The organism is Picosynechococcus sp. PCC 7002 (assembly GCF_963860125.1).
Lineage (GTDB): Bacteria > Cyanobacteriota > Cyanobacteriia > Cyanobacteriales > MRBY01 > MRBY01.
This window is the reverse complement of sequence record NZ_CAWLFA010000001.1, coordinates 1,660,197-1,678,623: the sequence shown is the minus strand read 5'-3', so window position 1 is coordinate 1,678,623 and position 18,427 is coordinate 1,660,197. Positions and strand designations below refer to the sequence as shown.

Below are 18,427 nucleotides of genomic sequence, written 5' to 3'. Positions count from 1 at the left end.
TCGTGACTCTGATCACGATGAAACTAATATTTACTTGCGCTGAGCAGATACGTAGCGATCGCCCCCAGCAAAGTCATGAATGATCTGAATTTGAGTGTAATGACCATTGTCTGCGAGTAATTGCGCCACCGTTTCCCCCTGGCCACGCATCAGTTCAACGAGCCAAATGCCACCAGAAATAAGATAGTCCGGCGCTTCATTTACCAAAATTCGTAGGTCCGCTAACCCATCCATGCCCCCATCAAGGGCGCTATGGGGTTCATGGCGATAAACCTCTGGTTGTAAATCCGGCAGCAGGGCAGCGGGAATATAGGGGGGATTCGAGACCATACCCGTCACCTGTCCCCGTAGGTGTTGCAGCGGTTCCCACCAATTGCCATGGTAAAACTGAATTCGATCTTGTGATCCGTAGGCGATCGCATTTTTTCGGGCGACCTCAAGGGCGGCGGCACTCTGATCAACGGCATGAATCTTTCCGTTGGGAAAACTGTCGGCCAAACCCAAGGCGATCGCCCCACTGCCCGTTCCTAGATCGATCCAATGACCTGCGTGTAAATCACGATGACTCGCCTGGGCCAGATCAATTAAATATTCCGTTTCGGGTCGAGGGATCAAGACCGCAGGAGAAACAACTAGCTCAAAATTGCGCCAGGGCGTTTTCCCGACGAGATATTGCACCGGGATTTTCTCTTGGCAGCGCCGTTCCCAGAGTCGTGAAAGTTCAACCAAAGACACCTGACTCTGCACAGCTTCCCGAATCCCCAGCCACAAACTCAACCGATCCACAGTGGTCAGCCCCTGGAGAAACCAATCCACTTCCTCAACAGAAATATCGGTGGCGATCGCCTGGGTTTTGGCCCACTGTCGCCACCGTACTAAATCCTGAGCCGCAATAATCTCACTCAAGAATCAACCGTTCCCAATACCCTATTGTTGTTGCCGTTGCTGCTCAATGACAGCTTGGATCAACTGGGCCGATTCCGTCGAGGGAATTAGGGTCATCGACTCCAAAAATTCCTGCTCCTCTGCGGGTAGATCCTCATCGAGCAGTTTTGCGATAAATACCTCAAGGGGCATTACATTAATACTCAGCTCTTCATCTTCCGGGAAAGCATCTAATTGCTCAAGAATCGGCTGCACTTCAAAGAAAACAGGGATCTCACCGTTGCCATTGTTGTCATCCCCTGCCAGAGTTGGGAAAGAAACAATATCTTGTCCGTTGGCATCCTTTTCCTGAATCGAGAGGAAAAATAAAGGCACACCGGGGAAGTTTTCCTGTTGCGTCACTTGGGCCGCCGCATTTAACTGCGCCATGGTCGGCAAAAACTTAAAGGTCAAATCTTCTGCTTCATCGCTTTGGGCAAACTGGTAGATCTTATCTAAACCGATGGGAAGAACATTAGCCTCTTGCCACAGGGCCGCTTGAGCTTCTAGTTCAGCGACAATTTGGGGATCGGCATTGGGTTTTGCCCGTTCCGCATCGAGGAGTCTTTTCGATTCTGTTTGGCGGGCCGCCACGAGGTTTTCAGCATCCGAAAGACTCACAAAAACGCCCGTAACCCCCGACTCGCCACCATTCTGGTCGGTGACTGTCGCAAAAATGGGCTGCCCTTCGTCGTTGATCAGCATATACATCGGAATTGGCCGGAGCTTTTCGACGACGGCTGCCTCAGGGAGCGCCAACACACTGCCATTAACACCTAAGATTGTTCCGGCGATTACCGTGCCCATCAGTAGGGCTTTTTGACCCAAACGAACCAGACTTTTCATAAATAAAACCTCAAACAAAATAACTGCAAGATTAGAAAAATTAATCCTAAAAAAATAAGCCGTCAAAATACTTTGGTTTACGTCTTAGAAATCCCCATTAAAAAAGCGGCAGTCTACGCCATGATCTAGATGAACTGGGGTCTCCCATGGATGACGGATGTTGCAGTTTATCAATGTATTCTAGAGACGTGACTCCGTAAATTGGAGTTCCATTTCGTAAATGTTTATACTCAAGTTCCATTGCAGATAGAAAAGTATCGGCATAGGCTGGCCAACGACTTCGACTCTAACACAAAAAATTCAATTATTCTGGGGCGATCTAGGCTTTTGATTGAAGTGTCTTGGCTGACCTGGGATGGTCAAATTAATGGCGGCGATCGCCACCAGAAAGTTTTAAAACTTAAAAAATCGGGATGACAGGATTTGAACCTGCGGCATCCTGCTCCCAAAGCAGGCGCGCTACCAAGCTGCGCTACATCCCGGTGAAATACCTTAGCTAGTATAACTTAGCTGCAGGCGGTTTGCGAAATCATTTTTAGCTTGGATACCAAAACATCCCTTTAATCCCTTCTGGATCAAGGATAAAACCCAACCGCCGATAAAACTCCACCACCTGGGGATCAGCAAAAAGCGTAATATTGCTAATATCTGACTCTCGCAGTTTTTTGATAATGAACTGCATCAGGCCTTTACCTAAACCCTGGCTCTGGAACTGGGGATGAATCACCACATCCCACACCGTCGCATTGAAGGCACAGTCAGAGGTGGCCCGGGCAAACCCAATGAGACGCCGCCGTTTACTATTGCGCACTTCCCAGACGGTGACCACCAGAAAGCTATGTTGGATCGCTTTGCGGACTTTACGAATCGGGCGTCTGGCCCAACCGACTTGATCACAGAGTTCTTCTAGTTCGTAGAGATCTAGGTCGCGATCTAGGCTAAAGAAAATACGCGGTTGGCCAGCAGACTCAAGTTGTGAATCACTGATCTGGACATTTGGAACATCAACGGTGGGATTAAATAGTCGTTTTAGGAAACCCATGCTCATTTTATGGGGGCGATCGCCTCGGATGAAGTCGCAGGACATGACAAATAAATATTCTTGATAATCTTACAAGATCTTTTGCGAAGGCTGACTGTGGGCTGCCGGGGCACTAGGGAGCAGAAAGAGCAAAATTCCTGGAGTACACTGTAGAAAATAAGGGTTATTCGGAGATCACAAACGCATCATCGTCTTTATCGTTGAGTATCTTTAGCCCCACTGCCCCCCATTAACTATGGCCGCCACCCTCAAATCTTCTAATTTAGATCTACTGAAACGTTTCAACCGTTCATTTCCCGAATTTTACGAACAATTCGTCAGTAGCGAAGCGCAATTTCAAAATCTCCAGTTAGCCTACCAGCTCTACCGGGCCAAGAAGCCGATTGTTGAGATTAATCCCGAAGGCAACCGGAGCATCTTCCAGTTTGCCTACCGAAACCAATCTTTTCTTTTAAGTGATATTTTCGGCATTCTCTTAGCCTACGGTTTGAAGATCCATAGCCTCAGTTTGTATGGGCAGATCCAAGCGCCGATGCTCGTTTTTATTAAAATTAGTCTTGATCGCAATAATCAGCCCCTCGCCCCAAATACCGCCGGAAACGTCTGTCGAGCGGTGCGGGAAGCCCTGGCTGGGCGCTTTGAAGTAGAGGAAATGTTGGCCGTCGAGTTTGATTTTGCAGAGGGGCTCGCCGAGGTGCATACGGAATTTTACATTGACCCTGTTTTCCATCTGCCGACTTTAATCATCGAAGCTAAGGGGCAGGAAGGTTTGTTATACCGGGCCATGTATGCGATTTGGCAGGAAGATTTGTTAGTGATTAATGCGAATTTGGTGTCTTGGCGCGGCAATGCAAGGCTGATTTTGTATCTTTTTGGCCCCAATGAAAGTGCGATTCCTGAGTATTTAGGTCAACGGATTGCGAGTAATGTGCGCGATCGCCTGTTGCACCTTTCATGATGTCCCTAGACAGGGCAACCTGGGAGAACGCTCTTGGGTAAAATATAAAAATGATCGAAATGTGAGCCCATTGGTAACAAGACTTTATGGCAACAACGGTAATTCGCAATGTGCTCCATGCCTATGACTTTACCCCCAGCGATCGCCCCGCAGATCCTGCCGGAGAAGAGACCGAATATCCCACTCTTGTTTTTATCCATGGTTGGCTCCTGAGTCGCGCCTATTGGCAGCCCCTCATTGATCTTTTAAAACAAGATTATGCCTGTCTCGCCTACGACCTCCGAGGTTTTGGGGAATCTGCCGCGAAGACCCAAGGCGATCGCTACCCAGACCAAGGCTACACTCTCCAAGATTACGGCACCGATCTCCAACATTTACTCGACACCCTCAACCTCAAAAACGTTTGGCTTGTGGGTCATTCCCTAGGGGGGAGTATTGCTCTGTGGGGGGCCGCCATTTGTCCCGAACGGGTGCGGGGAATTATCTGTATCAATGCTGGGGGGGGCATTTATCTCAAAGAAGACTTTGAAAAGTTTCGCAATGCTGGCCAGAACCTCGTCAAAAACCGTTGGCCCTTCCTGAAACATTTACCGTTATTGGACTTATTTTTTGCCCGGTTAATGGTGCATCGTCCCCTCTCAAGACAATGGGGAAAACAGAGAATTCATGACTTTCTCCAGGCCGATGCCACTGCCGCCCTCGGCGCTCTCCTCGAAACAACCACCGAACAAGAAGTGCATTACCTACCGCAGTTGGTGGCGCAATTAGGCCAACCGGTTTACTTTTTGGCAGGACAGCAAGATCCCGTCATGGAACTGAAGTATGTGCGCCATTTAGCCAGCTTTCATCCTAGTTTTGGTTGTATGGGCAATAATGTCCGAGAAATTGATCACTGCGGTCATTTAGCGATGGTTGAACAAGTCGTCTCGGTAGAAGAAAATATCCGCAAAATTTTAAATCAATATCACCCCTAAAAAGACTGTAAAAGTGCAGGGAGATTGTCTACAATGCTTAGTAGAGAAATGTTACTGTGCTCTGCCCAAACCTTGGAGAAGCTTATGCTACACCGCAAGATTAACCAAATCTGCAACGACGAAAAAGAAGTTTGTATATTCTTGCGGGATCAACAGCGCTGGATTGAAAATGCAACCATTACAGCGTTTGAGGGAGAAATTCTCACAATCCGTTATGAAACGGAAGAAGATGATGAAATTTCCTCCTGGGAAGAATTAGTGCGCCTAGAAAGCGTCGGTGCCATTACCCAAAAACTCGCCTCGGTGCCGAAGATGGACGTGGAACTGGCGATCGCCGAAGATTGCCCAGAAGCGGAGCAAATTTTCCCCCATTTCCCCGATTCCAAAAACCAAGACTAAATTTCTTCCGACAGATCTGGAGCCTGGGTGATCGCCTGAAACTCTGGACAATACCCCTCTGGTGTCACCTTAAAGCGATACAGGGGGGATTTTGGTTGTTGGCAGCGCAATCCTTTTTGGAAACGGCAGTTGAGGCAACAATCTAAGTTGTTAAATCGTTGGGCATCGACATTATGGTGCAGCAGTTCCCGTTCGTTAATGCCCCGCAGTACGAGTTCTTCCCCTTGCCAGCGCGCTTCCACCAGGCCTGTATCCGCAAAGGTTTGCCAACGGGGATCATCGTTGAGGTTATTGGGCAAACTGATAGTGATCCAAGCCCCCACTTCATTGATTTCCCCTTCGTATTCCGTGCTGTGGGGGCCTGCTGGTTGGATAAAAGTGGCCCCAATGGGAAGCTCAACTAACTTGCCAGCGGCGGGACAATGGAGTTGGTAGCGGCTTTGGAGTTCTTCGAGGGCGGTGAGATCTTCTAGGTCTTGGGAAGATCCATGGAAAAAGACAACGTGTTGGGGCCGCAAGTTATGGATTAACTGGGTGGTATTGCGACCATCGCTGTGTTCGGCGAGGAGATAGGTTTCGATTTGGACGTGTTTTTTAGGGGCGATCGCCGCGAGGGGAGGCGCTTCAATGTCTAACCAAACCCCTGGATGTTCCGGTAACAGGAGTAAACAAGAACATTCCTCTGCCTCACAATATTTGGCGAAATCATTGGTGTAATCGGTGATGATCACATGGTTGCCCTGGTGTAGATCTGGATATTCACCAGGGGCGAGGCGGTGCATCCGGGGGTAAACCCGGTCGTCCCAAAAGAGGGCCTGGTGACGGGCGAAATTTTGCACTGGATTTGGCAGTTCGGGCAAAATCTCTAGATACAAATCACAACCACGGGCCACTTGGCCTTCCACCCAAATATCGACTTTTTTGCCCGTAAATTGGTGATGCGATCGCAGTAATTTGAGGATTTCTTGGCCGAGGCCGAGGCGCGGTACTGGCAAAATTACCGATTGACCAGCGTCTAGGGCGTCGAGAATCCGTTGGGTCAGGTACTTTTCCTGTTGACGGCGATGGGGGTGACGCATGGTGCCATAGCTACCCTCGATGATCAACACATCGGGCTGGAGACCCCGCAGGGCCTCGATAGACAAACCATTCACCAACTGAAAATGGGAAACGGAAAAATCCCCCGTATAAAATACCGTGTAATCTCGCTCTGGGGTATGGAGCGTAAACAAGGCCGCCGCCGCCCCTGGTAAATGTCCAGCAGGGAAAAGTTGCAGGGTTAAATTTTTCGCAATTTCTACGGGCGATCGCCAGGGCAGCACTTGACCCAACTCAGCGGGAACTTTTGTCCCAGGCCAATTGAGGGGCAACAATGCTTGGGTCGCGGCACTGAGGTAAATGGGGACTGCTGGAAAATGGCGATGTAGAGCGAGAATTCCCTCAGCGTGATCCCGGTGGGCATGGCTGCAAAAAACAGCATCGGGCATTTTGTCCCGGGCCAGAAAATGCTCAAAATCCTTGACACCACAGTCGAGGAGCAGTTGATAAGGCCCCAATGTCAGAAGCAGACAAACACCTTCTGCTTGTTGGCCAGTGGCGTAGGGCAGGCAGGATAATTGAGGCAAATCAGGCGCGACGACAGGGGGCATTGGGCACAAAAAATTCTAGAATCCCAAGGAGGCGATCGCCGCAGGAGATCCTAGAGTATCTCAACGAACAATAAAAGACATGGTTAAGGGAACTTGTGGCGAAACTCCCAAAAAAATGTGGATAGGGGCATTAGTGGGCAGAACCATTGCCATGGTAATCATCGGAATCATAAAAACCATTTTGGGTACCGAAAAAGAGACAAGCCACGGTAAAGACACCAGTCAAAGCCAATAAAAGTAATTTGATATCCATAGGATTAGGGTAACTGTACATTCAATTTCATCATAGCGATTTTTCCAGAGAGCGGAAATTAACTTTTGTGGCGGCAAAATCTGCTATTTTATAGGAAATTTTTGGATTTTACGGAATTTTGACCCATGGCACCAGGCTGTATCCTTCGGGAAATTTACGGGTGAGTTTCGAGGCGATCGCCACAGGCAGAATTTTCGCGGGTACCGTTGGCCCAAACTTGGTAGTCACGCACTAACTGGTCAAGGAGTTGCCCCTTGATGCGTTGGAGAATTTCCCGCAAAAGGCGATCGCCCGTTTTTTTCACCAGTGCTTTGGGGGTAAACCAGAGGGGCGGCGGCAATTCGAGTTTAACCTGGAGATCCGCTTCACCTTCGAGTAACCATTGCTCCTGTTCATCGGCGATGGGTTGTAACCGACCAGTCACATCGAGTTTAAAGCCCTTCATAAAGGGTTCTAGACCCCGCAACTGGTAGTCCAAACTTTTGATATGGACTTGGTAGTGGCGATCGCACCAAATTTTCAAGGTCACAATGGGCTGAAATTTGTACAGATCTAAAAAGCCAATGGGCCGCATTTTGAGTTGGTATTGATCCGGGGCAATTTTTTCGGTGCGTTCTGGATCGGCGATCGCCCCCACCAGACAATCAATGTCTTGGAGATACTCTTGAATCGGACGGGGTGCCTCTGGTACGGAGAGGGCAACAACTTCGAGAGCTTGGAAGCGGATGGCCATAGTAAAGTTTTGTTCCTAAAATTTTGTAGTCAACATCGAATCAATAGAAACCCTGGTTTTGCCCCCAAAAAGCACCCCAGAAAATTTCAAAAAACGCTCAAAATTGCCTAGAGACGCCGGTTTTTTAGGGATATGTAACGCAACGTAAACTTATATCACCTTTTCGCCAAGGGACTTCTAGCCCTGCGGTAAACTAACCCATAATCCAGAATGCTGACATAATCAAACCACATTCTTGTAGGAGTTAACACTCAATGTCTCATAGCGTTAAAATTTACGACACTTGCATTGGCTGCACCCAGTGCGTCCGTGCCTGTCCCCTTGATGTCCTAGAGATGGTTCCTTGGGATGGCTGCAAAGCGGGTCAGATCGCATCTTCTCCTAGAACAGAAGATTGCGTTGGTTGTAAGCGGTGTGAAACTGCTTGCCCCACCGACTTTCTCAGTATCCGGGTTTACCTCGGTGCCGAGACAACTCGTAGTATGGGTCTGGCCTACTAAATTCGCCCATTTAACACAAGCCTTTTTGTATTGGGTTATATTAAAACACTATCCCATTAACGTTTTCAACCATTCTGGTCATTTCCGGAGAGGCATTTTAGTCCTCTCTTTTTTTTATTGTCCGCTACATTATATTTGTTTCGCCATTAGAATGCGGCGATCCGCGTGGGTGGCGATCGCCATGGGTCAGACTTGTTCAGGATTAAGTCCTATTTTTCAAAACAATCAAGAGTAAATTAACCAATCCAGTTAATTTCTGTGGGATCAGTCTCCTTGGCCGTGTTTAGGGTCTCTTTAGAGAGTGGGGGTTGAGTCGCTTTCGCGTTGGGCTGCTGGGCGAGAGATGTTTTGGGATGATGGGTGGTCTGCCAAAATCGGCGATCGCCAACATGTTGATTTAGGATACGACGCAGGAAAAAATTCAAGGTTTTCTGGGGAATATAACCTTTCAACACCGCTAAACTGCCGAATAACATATGGTTTAGCCGTTGCTCATCAAGAATTAGAGCGAGCTGCTCAGTGGTCAGTAAATCCGCTTCAAGTAAATAATCACCAAGCCGTTTGCTATCAATTAAGATCAACTCTTGTTTAGCATACTTTGCAAAAAAATCAGCCGTGGGTTGACGAATCCAGCCCCGCAAAGTCAAAATTTCACCAAATTTTAAATCACTATAAATTTGCTGATCAAAAAGAGCCGTTTGTAATTGGGCTTCAGAAATTAAGCCTGCATCTTCAAGGACTTCGCCGATCAACTGAATTTTCGGACCATTGTTGGTAGATGCTGCATTCATAAGCGCTATTTCAACCTACTGTGACGATGCAAGAACAATACTTTACAGACCCAGTGATACTCATTGCCGTTAAAGGATTGCTCTTTTATTTTTTATTTTCCCCATAGAAATATAACTAGACATCTATTGTTTTAATTGGGACGCTACAGTACCTATTTTGTTCAATCTTAATGCAATCATAAGTGATGAATGTTAATTTCGACTCCTACTTTCGCCATAGACAAGATGATCAATTTTTTATCTGCGAAAATTGTCGCAATTTTGATCTGTATTTAATCATTCTCTGCTCAGAGACAGAAGCACTGGAATAAATATAAATACTTAATGATTTTTTGAGTCTTGCTTCATTAAAAATCAAAATTCTGACATTGCCATGGGCGAAAAGGCTGAACAGCAAAAGGTGATCGCCTCCGCCCTGTAGAAAAAAAGAGCAGTGATCTCAAGCTGGATATTTAACTGGCAGAGCAAATCCCTAGGGGATAATCAAGACCGGACAAGGAGAAAGATTCGTAACTTTGCTCGTGACACTTTCGGCGACTCCTTCTTGGGTTAAGCCCATACCCCGACAGCCCATCACAATTAGATCAGCTTCAATTTCATCGGCCACATCACAAATAGTAAAAGATGGCATCCCTTCCCGTTCAATAATCTCCGCTTCGATCCCCGCTTGGGCAAAGAGATCATGGGCTCCCTGGAGGAGCTTGGCCACCGCTTCTTCGGAATTCATCACCCCCTGGCGTTCCTCTGGCTCTGTCGGTTCGACCACGGAGAGCAGGACTAAACGACTTTGGAAAGATTTCACAAGCTGAATCACTGTCTCCGCCGCTTCACGGGCTTCACGACTTTTATCAACGGGAAAAAGAATAGTTTTAAACATGGTAGCTCTACCTCCTAGACACAGGCTCCGGTAAAATCTGCATGGAGATATTTTTCTGGATTTGGAACTTCTAGTTCAATTTTCTCGGAAAAATGGTCTTCTTCTGATGACAAGATGACAGAACTTTATAAAAAGCAAGCATTTGGAGGATCCTAATTGTGGCTAAGAAATCAGTTGCAAATTTAACAGAGGCAGATTTAAGCGGTAAGCGCGTGTTTGTCCGGGTTGATTTTAATGTACCCCTCAATGAGAGTGGTGTAATCACTGACGATACCCGGATTCGGGCAGCACTCCCCACCATCAAATATTTGACTGAGAAAGGTGCCAAGGTAATTCTTGGGAGCCACATGGGTCGTCCGAAGGGTCAGGTGGTTGATTCGATGCGCTTAACGCCTGTGGCCGCTCGTTTGTCTGAATTGTTGGGCCAATCTGTCACCAAGTGTGATGATTGCGTTGGAGATGCTGTGAACCAGGCGATCGCCAACCTCGGCAATGGTCAAGTGGCGTTACTAGAAAACCTCCGCTTTAACCCCGGCGAGGAAAAGAATGATCCCGAATTTGCCAAGCAACTCGCGGCCAATGCAGACATCTATGTCAACGATGCGTTCGGGACGGCTCACCGTGCCCATGGTTCCACCGAAGGCGTAACCCACCACGTTGATACTTCCGTTGCGGGTCTTTTGATCGAAAAAGAACTCCAGTTCCTCAAGGGCGCCATCGAAGCCCCCAAACGTCCCCTCGTGGCGATTGTTGGCGGTTCTAAAGTATCCAGCAAAATTGGCGTCATCGAAACCCTCCTCGAAAAGTGCGACAAGCTCTTGATCGGCGGCGGGATGATCTTTACGTTCTATAAAGCTCAAGGGAAATCCGTCGGTGGTTCCCTCGTCGAAGACGACAAAATTGATTTGGCAAAGAGCTTAATGGAAAAGGCCCAGGGGAAAATTTTGCTGCCCACTGACGTGATTGTCGCAGACAAGTTTGCCCCCGATGCTGAAGCTAAAACTGTCAGCGTTGACGCAATTCCCGACGGCTGGATGGGTCTCGACATTGGTGCTGATTCTGTGAAGGTCTTCCAAGAAGCTCTTGATGGCTGTGGTACAGCGATCTGGAATGGCCCAATGGGGGTATTCGAGTTCGATAAATTTGCCGTGGGTACCGAGGCGATCGCCAAGACCCTTGCTGGTGCGACTGAAACTGGTACGGTCACGATTATTGGGGGTGGAGACTCCGTTGCGGCCGTCGAAAAAGTTGGTGTTGCAGACAAAATGAGTCACATTTCCACAGGTGGTGGTGCCAGCCTCGAACTGCTCGAAGGAAAAGAGCTTCCCGGTATTGTTGCCCTCGATGATGCCTAAACTTTTAACCGTTCTTTTGCTCTAACAAATACCCCCCTAGCTCAATTTAGGGGGGCTTTTTTACAAAGAATTTTCCGAGAATGTTAAGCCTGTGGGACATCCTCCAGGGCAAATTGCACCAGGCGATCCACCAATTGAGGGAAGGGAACGCCGCTCTGTTGCCACAATTGCGGGTACATACTCAGGGCTGTAAACCCAGGCAGGGTATTAATTTCGTTAATTAACACCGTCTGGGTCGCTTCCACATAGAAAAAATCCACCCGGGCAATGCCACGGCAGTCGAGGGCTTGGAACGCTTTAATGGCGAGTTCTTGAATTTGTTGGGCGATCGCCCCTGGGATCTCAGCAGGAATGTGCATACTAGATTTCCCGTCGGTGTACTTCGTTTCGTAGTCGTAGAAATCACTGTCAAAGCGAATTTCCCCCACCACCGAAGCTTTGGGCTGATCATTTCCTAGGACGGCACATTCTACTTCCCGGGCTGTTACCCCAGCTTCAACAATAAGCCGACGGTCATATTCCGCCGCGAGATCCAGCGCTTTTTCCAGTTCGTCACGGGTGCGCACTTTACTAATCCCCACGGAAGACCCCAGATTTGCGGGTTTGACGAACATCGGGTAATCAAGCTGGGCTTCAATTTTGTCGCAGACCTTTGGGAAAACACAGGGGCCAGACCACACTTCAGAACGCAACACGCCCACATAATCCACCTGGGCCAAACCCGCCTGGGCAAAAACCATTTTCATCGCCAGCTTATCCATGCCTGCCGCCGAACCGAGCACTTTACTCCCCACAAAGGGCTTTTCCATGAGGGTCAGCAGGCCTTGGAGGGTGCCATCTTCACCGTTGGGCCCGTGGACAATGGGAAACCACGCATCAATGCTGGGGGCCGCTGGGGGAAATTGCCAACGACTGGCCGGATCAACGGTTTCTACGGGGAGGGCTTTTCCGGCAGTGAGTACCTGTTGGGAAATCTCTGGGTCGTGCCAAATACCATTACGGTCAATGTAAAACGGGAGGAGTTCGTATTTGTCTGGGTTATCTTCCTGGGCAAAGGCTTTGGCGATCGCCGCCGCTGAAACGATGGAAACATCATGCTCCCCAGATTTCCCGCCAAACAATAAACCAACCCGTTGCCGTGCCATCACGTTCTCCACCATAGATATCGGGATCATTATAGGGGCAAGGGGACGCCGCGAATGGCAAAATCGAGCAGTTCCATCGGATGCCACAGGGGAATGGTTTGTCCTTGCTGCTGGAGCTGGTTTTGGATTTGTAGACTACAGCCTGGATTCGCCGAGGCGATCGCCTTCGCCCCAGTATTTAGTAAATTTCTGGCTTTCCGTTCCCCCAGTTCGGCGGCAATTTTCGGTTGAAGGAGGTTAAATACCCCAGCACTGCCGCAACAAAGATTATGTTCAGCGGGTTCCCGGAGCTGCATATTGGGAATTTGTCGGAGTAGATCGCGCGGTTGGGCGGCAATTTTTTGGCCATGGAGCAGGTGGCAAGCATCCTGATAAACCAGAGGAAAAGCTTCGGATGTTAAAGGATTTAAAGGGGTCGTTAAACCCACCGTTGCGAGAAATTCCTGAGCATCACGCACTTTAGCCGCAAAATCCTGGGCTTTTTGGGCATATCCTGGGTCATCTTGCAAAATTTGCCCATATTCCTTAAGGGTGTGGCCACAACCGGCGGCATTGATAATGATGTAATCGAGGTCTTGATCGGCAAAACTATCAATCATTTGACGGGCGAGTTCTTGGGCTTGCACCGTTTGTCCTTGGTGGGCCGGAAGCGCCGCACAACATCCCTGACCCTGGGGAATCACCACTTCACAGCCATTGGCCGTCAATACTCGCGCCGTTGCTTCATTCACCGGAGAAAAGAACAACCGTTGGACACAGCCCAGCACCATGCCAACACGGTACCGTTTTTCCCCCTGGGCTGGAATCAGGGTGGGTAATACTTTTTTGCTGGCCTGGAGATTAACTTTCGGCAGAATCAACTCCATCGCCGCCAGTCGAGGAATTAGTTTGAGAATCCCCAGTTTCCGAACGAGCCATTGCAGACCCGAATTTTGATAAACCCACAACAATGGCAGCAGCAGTTTTAGGCGCAAAGGATAGGGGAACAAATTAAAAATCAGCCACCGAAACAGGCGATCGCCGAGGCTTCTGGTGTAGTTGCGCTCAATTTGCGCCCGCATCGAGGCCAGCAGTTCGTCATAACGGACTCCCGACGGACAAGCCGAAGTACAGGCCAAACACCCTAGGCAACTATCGAAATGTTGCACCGTCGCGCTGTTAATTTCTGCCTCCCCTTTGGCGATCGCATCCATCAGGTAAATACGGCCCCGGGGAGAATCCATCTCCGAGCCGAGCACCCGATAGCTCGGACAGGTATCCAAACAAAAGCCACAATGCACGCAACTGTCGATCACTCCCTGTTCTGGGGGAAGCTGCGGGTCAAAACCACCTAATTTTGTGTCAGAAAGGGTCATTGCTCGTCCAAAAACTGCCTCAGATCACTATAAAAGTTTGCGGCTCCGAGAAAAAACCTCCCAGGATAGGGAGGCGGAAAATCAACATAATTCGTAACGTCTAAAGGCTTAATGGGTAATCCTTTAAGATGAAAACTTAACGGTTTCGGGGGAAAACGTAGCCAACCCCTAGGGTAAGGCCCACATCTGCATCATCGGAAAACCCAACATTAAGCCCCACATTTCCGACAAAATCCCGTGAGAAACGGTAGTCAAAGCCACCCGTGGCCAAAAAGTCCGTGTCGCCAGAATCTGTGACAATGCCGCCGCCAACATAAGGCTTGACGCGTCCCCGACCCCCAAAGTCATAGGTAATTGGGAGCGTGACAGAGGTATCGCCCCCGAAATTGACACCAGGGCGGAAGGATAAATTGTTCAGAATCGCGATTTTACTAATGACCGTGACCCCATCATCGGCAACACTACGATCGGGATCTGTTAAACCGATATTTCCAGCAACACCAATGTAACTGTATTGATTTGTGGGAGTGATTTGGGCCTGGGCTGCACCGGCAGTGAGCATAACGCTACCTAGGCTAAGTAAAGCAATTATTTTTTTCATGGTTGAGCACTCCTCAAAACGCTTGAAACTTGCCTAAAAAAGTCTCGCTTAGGAGACAGAAATCAAGGGTTTGCCAAGTTTCTTTACATCTCCATTGTAGGATTTCCATTCAGGAATTGGGTTTCTAGTGGAGAAGGACGGCTCTATTCGGGGGTAACGCTGTCCCGTTGCCAGGCACCATAGCGTCCGGCGTAGAAGGAAAGAATCGCTTCAATTTGTTGGCGATCGCCTTGGGGAAGATCCGCCGGATAACGTAGATGCATTTCCCCAATTTGACTATGGAAATAATTAAATTTTGGCGATCGCCGCAACTCTAATTCCACCTGTACTTGGGGCACCTGTTGCAGATGGGCTGCCACCTCCCGATAAATAGCCAGGGGTAAATCTTCCTGCCGCAAACATTCTGTGATCAGTTCTGTTACAGTGCCCGGAGTTGTCACAATCGCTATCCTTTTTCACGTCAAACTTTAGGAGCATTGTACCGTTTTGTCCGCTCCCCCTGGGGCAATATTTCAATGGTGGTTGGCTTGTGTTTTGAACGAGCTTAACTTTCTTCTAAGGTCGGCACAGTGCGTTCTCCAGGATTACTCGCCACCGAAGTTTCATTGAGTTTTTTCTGAATCGTCATGCCATACTGCTCCAGGGTAACCACGGGAACGCCCCGATTAAAGGCGATCGCCTTGACGAGTACCTGGCCATTGGCGACGTAGTCTCCCACCTTCACATAACGGCTAAAACGCTCATCGGGGGATTCCACCATCACATAATCAATACCATTGATCTGTACGACCCCTGTCACTTTGGTGTTATTTGCGGCAGTGGGTTCTGGTAGGGATGGAAGAATGGGGCTAAAGTCTAGAGGTGGTGGCGGTGGGGCGATCGCCACGCTCCCAGGAGCTGTACCAGGGGTGGTTTGTCCAGGAGTGCCAGCGTCATTGGCTGTGCCAGGGGCACCCGGTTGTGCACCAGAAGTAGTTGGTGTCGGAGCTGGGGGAGGTGCTAAAGTCACTTGGGGCGCAAGGGAAAGATCCGCAAAGGGATCGGGGCGGCCTTCTGTGGTAGCCCGACGGCGAGCATCAGGGTCAGTGGATGGGATCAGCACAGAAGACAATGTTTCTGTTGTCGGGGGGGCAAACAATTCAGCGTCTGGCTCCGGAGCGGGAGTCGGTGCTGTGGTTTGGGGGGTTTCCGGGGTCGGTTCATCACCGCCACCACCGGGCAATAAAGAGCAACTCCCGAGCGTTAAACCCACGGCAACAAGGGGCAACAACAGAAATACTTGACGCATGGCGGAAACCTCGACACAAAATGCTGGGGTAGGGTGTGGATGAAAATGAAGTTTTAAAAAGTTGCTTCCAGTGTAGAGGAAAGTGCCAGATTGATTCTCAATTAATTGGTGAAATTTAACGGTTACTTGTTAATTGTGCCAAAACTTTTCCCGTAAACCCCTCGAAATGCAGATGAGGAATTATATAAATGCTTGTTTTACACCACAGTCATCCTTGGGATGTTTCTCCTGGGGTGGCCCGGGAGATTCAAACGTCTCTAGGGCAATGGATCGTGCTTCAAGATGACTTACCAACAAACGTCAAAACCATTGCGGGGGTGGATGTGGGCTTTGAGGCGCGCTTCTCAATCACACGGGCGGCGGTGGTGGTTTTGTCCTTTCCCGATCTAGAGATCCTCGAAACGGCGATCGCCCGCTGTCCCACTTCTTTTCCCTATGTACCGGGATTGTTATCTTTTCGGGAAGTGCCCGCCATCTTGGAGGCATTAGAAAAAATTACGCATTTACCAGATTTATTGTTCTGTGACGGCCAAGGTTACGCCCATCCACGCCGTTTAGGGCTAGCCTCTCACTTGGGGGTCTTGTTAGATTTACCGACGATTGGGGTGGCAAAATCTCGCTACATCGGTACCCACCAAGAGGTGCCCCTCGAAAAAGGGCAGTGGGTGCCTTTACAGGATCACGATGAAACTATTGGTGCAGTGCTCCGGAGTCGGACGAAGGTGCGCCCCCTTTATATTTCTGTGGGTCATCGGATCAGTTTAGCCACGGCCCTTGATTTTGTTCTCGCCTGTACACCGAAATACCGTCTGCCAGAACCAACGCGCTTGGCGGATAAATTGGCTTCTCGAAAACCTAATTTCCCATAAAAATACCGCCTGGTGGCGGCATCGTTTTACTTAAAAAGTCAATTGATTGTTTAGGCGATCGCACAGGCACGACGGTAGCACCACCGCAGCAAAGTGATCCCCAACATGAATTTCGCGGCCTCTAAGACCCAATACAAACTGTGCCACACTGACATCTGTAAAGGCATCGTTGCCGTGCCATTGAATCCGGTCATTTCTAGGCCAAAGCCAGCCAACTGAGGCGTAATCAAATAGGTATAAAGCAAAGCAATATTTAACAGGATACTGGCAATGACGAGGGCATTTAAGGCTTGGCGATCGCCAAAAAGATGTTCAAATTTAAACCCAAAAAAGATCGTTAAGATCCCAGCGGCACAGACCACCTCCAAACGGTTAAACACCCCAAACAAAACATATCCGGTGCTGATAAAGCCGCTGTCAGCCATCATCCCGGTCATTGAAAACACAGGAATGATCACAAAATCGAGGAGGAAAGAGGCACTCAACCAAAACCCCAAGATTATCATGACAATAGCCGATAAGTTGAGGGAAAAAAGTTGCTTTTTGAGGGCGTAGTTGAACATGGTTTCTTCTCCCGAAACTGGGCCTTACTTTTTTAAGCTTAAAAGCTTAGGGAACTCCATCGGTAGCATTGCCCCAAAACGACATAATCTAGTAATACTCTTTCATAAATCGCAATACTCAAGGGCGCTCTTAGATCGATTTGCCAGCATGGTAGGAACTACGCACCAGAGGCCCTGAACGCACATGGGAAAAGCCCATTTCTTTGGCGATCGCCCCTAGGTGTTCAAATTCCGCTGGTGTCCAATATTTCTGGACGGGTAAATGGGCGAGGGAGGGGCGCATATATTGGCCTAGGGTGAGGCGATCGCAGCCCACGGCCAGCAAATCTTGTAACGCCTGGATAATTTCTGTTTTCGTTTCTCCATGGCCGAGCATTAAGCCTGATTTCGTCGGTATCTCAGGATTGTACGCTTTTACCAATTCCAAAACCCGGAGCGATCGCTCATACTTTGCCCCCCGACGCACAGGACCCTGGAGCCTTTCTACTGTTTCAATGTTGTGGTTATAACAAGCTGGTTGCGCTGCCACAACTGTTTTTACCCGTTCCTCCTGGGCCACCTCTGCCCCTTTCCCACTCCAAAAATCCGGAGTCAGGACTTCAATTTGTGTCCCTGGATTTTCCGCCCGGATCGCTTCCATCACAGCCACAAACCAGCCTGCTCCCCCATCGGCAAGATCGTCCCGCGCCACCGATGTCAACACCACATAACTCAGTCCCAACAGTCGCACTGACTCCGCCACTTTTTGGGGTTCCTCCGGGTCAAGAGGGAGGGGAATTTGGCCTTTATCAACCTGACAGAAGGCACAGGCCCTGGTGCAAACTTGCCCCATCAATAAAAAGGTTGCAGTTCTATTGGCGTAGCACTCACCTCGATTCGGACATTTCCCTTCCTCACAGATGGTATGAATGCCCCGTTGTTTAATGATGCGCTGGACTGTCGAGATCTCACTCGCTTTACCAAGGGGAGCTTTGACCCAACTAGGCATGGGCAAAATCGGGGCGCTGGAGGAGTGAGACGCAGAAGAAGCCATAATTTTTATAAAAACGCTGTTGAGGGAAGTTCTGGGATTTTTAGAATTAGTTTACTGAAAATCAAGTTAACCCAACATCCCTAGGCACGAGGCTAATCGAGTGATTAAAATCACGGTGGCTTCAGGCCGATGAGTATGTCAAACTGAGGAAAACTCAATCGCTTAACTTTTAGATGATCGTAAATCTTGGTCGAAGCTTTTAAAATTTTTACCAAGCTCACGCCATCATAGAGACGACCCAGCCAGCTATTTTATGTTGTGAAGGAGTATGT

21 protein-coding genes and 1 tRNA gene are annotated in these 18,427 nt (G+C 48.9%); 6 read left to right on the top strand and 16 right to left on the bottom strand.

Annotation, left to right across the window (positions count from 1 at the left end; translation table 11 throughout):
• Positions 1-30: 30 nt before the first annotated feature.
• The 4 genes from prmC to AACQ84_RS08145 form a co-directional block, all read right to left on the bottom strand.
• The gene (gene prmC, locus AACQ84_RS08160) at positions 31-906 is read right to left on the bottom strand and encodes a peptide chain release factor N(5)-glutamine methyltransferase (RefSeq protein WP_012307212.1); all 876 of its coding nucleotides are present in this window, start codon (positions 904-906) and stop codon (positions 31-33) included.
• Positions 907-927: 21 nt separating this feature from the next.
• Complete coding sequence (locus AACQ84_RS08155; protein ID WP_099238604.1) at positions 928-1,770, bottom strand: Tic22 family protein; 843 nt, start codon at positions 1,768-1,770, stop codon at positions 928-930.
• A 408-nt stretch (positions 1,771-2,178) separates the two neighbouring features.
• Positions 2,179-2,252, bottom strand: a tRNA-Pro gene (locus tag AACQ84_RS08150).
• Positions 2,253-2,305: 53 nt separating this feature from the next.
• On the bottom strand, positions 2,306-2,812 hold the full coding sequence (locus AACQ84_RS08145) for a GNAT family N-acetyltransferase (protein WP_030007011.1): 507 nt from the start codon (positions 2,810-2,812) through the stop codon (positions 2,306-2,308).
• Positions 2,813-3,047: 235 nt separating this feature from the next.
• Here AACQ84_RS08145 and AACQ84_RS08140 point away from each other — a divergent pair, with 235 nt between their 5' ends.
• The 3 genes from AACQ84_RS08140 (at position 3,048) to AACQ84_RS08130 (ending at position 5,143) form a co-directional block, all read left to right on the top strand.
• On the top strand, positions 3,048-3,770 hold the full coding sequence (locus AACQ84_RS08140) for a hypothetical protein (RefSeq protein ID WP_012307209.1): 723 nt from the start codon (positions 3,048-3,050) through the stop codon (positions 3,768-3,770).
• 86 nt (positions 3,771-3,856) lie between these two features.
• Positions 3,857-4,744, top strand: a complete 888-nt coding sequence (locus AACQ84_RS08135) for an alpha/beta fold hydrolase (protein WP_041443509.1) — start codon at positions 3,857-3,859, stop codon at positions 4,742-4,744.
• 84 nt (positions 4,745-4,828) lie between these two features.
• Positions 4,829-5,143, top strand: a complete 315-nt coding sequence (locus tag AACQ84_RS08130; RefSeq protein WP_012307207.1) for a DUF6679 family protein — start codon at positions 4,829-4,831, stop codon at positions 5,141-5,143.
• Here AACQ84_RS08130 and AACQ84_RS08125 read toward each other — a convergent pair.
• From AACQ84_RS08125 to AACQ84_RS08115, 3 genes are all read right to left on the bottom strand, one after another.
• Positions 5,140-6,792 carry an MBL fold metallo-hydrolase gene (locus AACQ84_RS08125; protein WP_041443507.1) on the bottom strand — a complete coding sequence of 551 codons (1,653 nt, stop codon included), beginning with the start codon at positions 6,790-6,792 and terminating at the stop codon, positions 5,140-5,142. The two genes, AACQ84_RS08130 and AACQ84_RS08125, sit on opposite strands and share 4 nt — an antisense overlap.
• Before the next feature lie 130 nt (positions 6,793-6,922).
• Positions 6,923-7,045 (bottom strand): membrane protein, encoded by a 123-nt coding sequence (locus tag AACQ84_RS08120; RefSeq protein ID WP_041443506.1) that lies wholly within the window; start codon positions 7,043-7,045, stop codon positions 6,923-6,925.
• Positions 7,046-7,199: 154 nt separating this feature from the next.
• Entirely contained in the window at positions 7,200-7,778 is a 579-nt protein-coding gene (locus AACQ84_RS08115) for a DUF1997 domain-containing protein (protein ID WP_012307204.1), read from the bottom strand.
• Between the two features lie 254 nt (positions 7,779-8,032).
• On the opposite strand from AACQ84_RS08115, the gene psaC reads away from it, so the two are divergent.
• Positions 8,033-8,278 (top strand): photosystem I iron-sulfur center protein PsaC, encoded by a 246-nt coding sequence (gene psaC, locus AACQ84_RS08110; RefSeq protein WP_012307203.1) that lies wholly within the window; start codon positions 8,033-8,035, stop codon positions 8,276-8,278.
• A 236-nt stretch (positions 8,279-8,514) separates the two neighbouring features.
• Here the strand turns inward: psaC and AACQ84_RS08105 are convergent, their stop codons facing one another.
• Together AACQ84_RS08105 and AACQ84_RS08100 are read right to left on the bottom strand one after the other, a co-directional pair.
• The gene (locus AACQ84_RS08105; RefSeq protein WP_012307202.1) at positions 8,515-9,069 is read right to left on the bottom strand and encodes a hypothetical protein; all 555 of its coding nucleotides are present in this window, start codon (positions 9,067-9,069) and stop codon (positions 8,515-8,517) included.
• Between the two features lie 472 nt (positions 9,070-9,541).
• Entirely contained in the window at positions 9,542-9,946 is a 405-nt protein-coding gene (locus AACQ84_RS08100) for a universal stress protein (protein WP_012307201.1), read from the bottom strand.
• 158 nt (positions 9,947-10,104) lie between these two features.
• On the opposite strand from AACQ84_RS08100, the gene AACQ84_RS08095 reads away from it, so the two are divergent.
• A complete protein-coding gene (locus AACQ84_RS08095; RefSeq protein ID WP_012307199.1) occupies positions 10,105-11,301 on the top strand; it encodes a phosphoglycerate kinase in 1,197 nt (398 codons plus the stop codon).
• An 83-nt stretch (positions 11,302-11,384) separates the two neighbouring features.
• Here AACQ84_RS08095 and AACQ84_RS08090 read toward each other — a convergent pair whose 3' ends face one another.
• The 5 genes from AACQ84_RS08090 to AACQ84_RS08070 form a co-directional block, all read right to left on the bottom strand.
• Positions 11,385-12,446 carry a D-alanine--D-alanine ligase family protein gene (locus AACQ84_RS08090; RefSeq protein ID WP_012307198.1) on the bottom strand — a complete coding sequence of 354 codons (1,062 nt, stop codon included), beginning with the start codon at positions 12,444-12,446 and terminating at the stop codon, positions 11,385-11,387.
• 29 nt (positions 12,447-12,475) lie between these two features.
• Positions 12,476-13,801: a (Fe-S)-binding protein gene (locus tag AACQ84_RS08085; protein ID WP_012307197.1), complete on the bottom strand. Its 1,326-nt coding sequence runs from the start codon at positions 13,799-13,801 to the stop codon at positions 12,476-12,478.
• Between the two features lie 136 nt (positions 13,802-13,937).
• Positions 13,938-14,402, bottom strand: a complete 465-nt coding sequence (locus AACQ84_RS08080; protein WP_012307196.1) for a hypothetical protein — start codon at positions 14,400-14,402, stop codon at positions 13,938-13,940.
• Between the two features lie 143 nt (positions 14,403-14,545).
• Positions 14,546-14,842, bottom strand: a complete 297-nt coding sequence (locus AACQ84_RS08075; protein ID WP_234991406.1) for a hypothetical protein — start codon at positions 14,840-14,842, stop codon at positions 14,546-14,548.
• Positions 14,843-14,946: 104 nt separating this feature from the next.
• On the bottom strand, positions 14,947-15,690 hold the full coding sequence (locus AACQ84_RS08070; protein WP_012307194.1) for a hypothetical protein: 744 nt from the start codon (positions 15,688-15,690) through the stop codon (positions 14,947-14,949).
• A gap of 188 nt (positions 15,691-15,878) precedes the next feature.
• Between AACQ84_RS08070 and nfi the strand changes: the two genes are divergently transcribed.
• A complete protein-coding gene (gene nfi / locus AACQ84_RS08065) occupies positions 15,879-16,559 on the top strand; it encodes a deoxyribonuclease V (protein ID WP_012307193.1) in 681 nt (226 codons plus the stop codon).
• Between the two features lie 50 nt (positions 16,560-16,609).
• On the opposite strand, the gene AACQ84_RS08060 is transcribed toward nfi, so the two are convergent.
• Both AACQ84_RS08060 and lipA read right to left on the bottom strand, forming a co-directional pair.
• The gene (locus AACQ84_RS08060; protein WP_012307192.1) at positions 16,610-17,122 is read right to left on the bottom strand and encodes a hypothetical protein; all 513 of its coding nucleotides are present in this window, start codon (positions 17,120-17,122) and stop codon (positions 16,610-16,612) included.
• Between the two features lie 130 nt (positions 17,123-17,252).
• Positions 17,253-18,155 carry a lipoyl synthase gene (gene lipA / locus AACQ84_RS08055; protein WP_012307191.1) on the bottom strand — a complete coding sequence of 301 codons (903 nt, stop codon included), beginning with the start codon at positions 18,153-18,155 and terminating at the stop codon, positions 17,253-17,255.
• Positions 18,156-18,427: the final 272 nt, after the last annotated feature.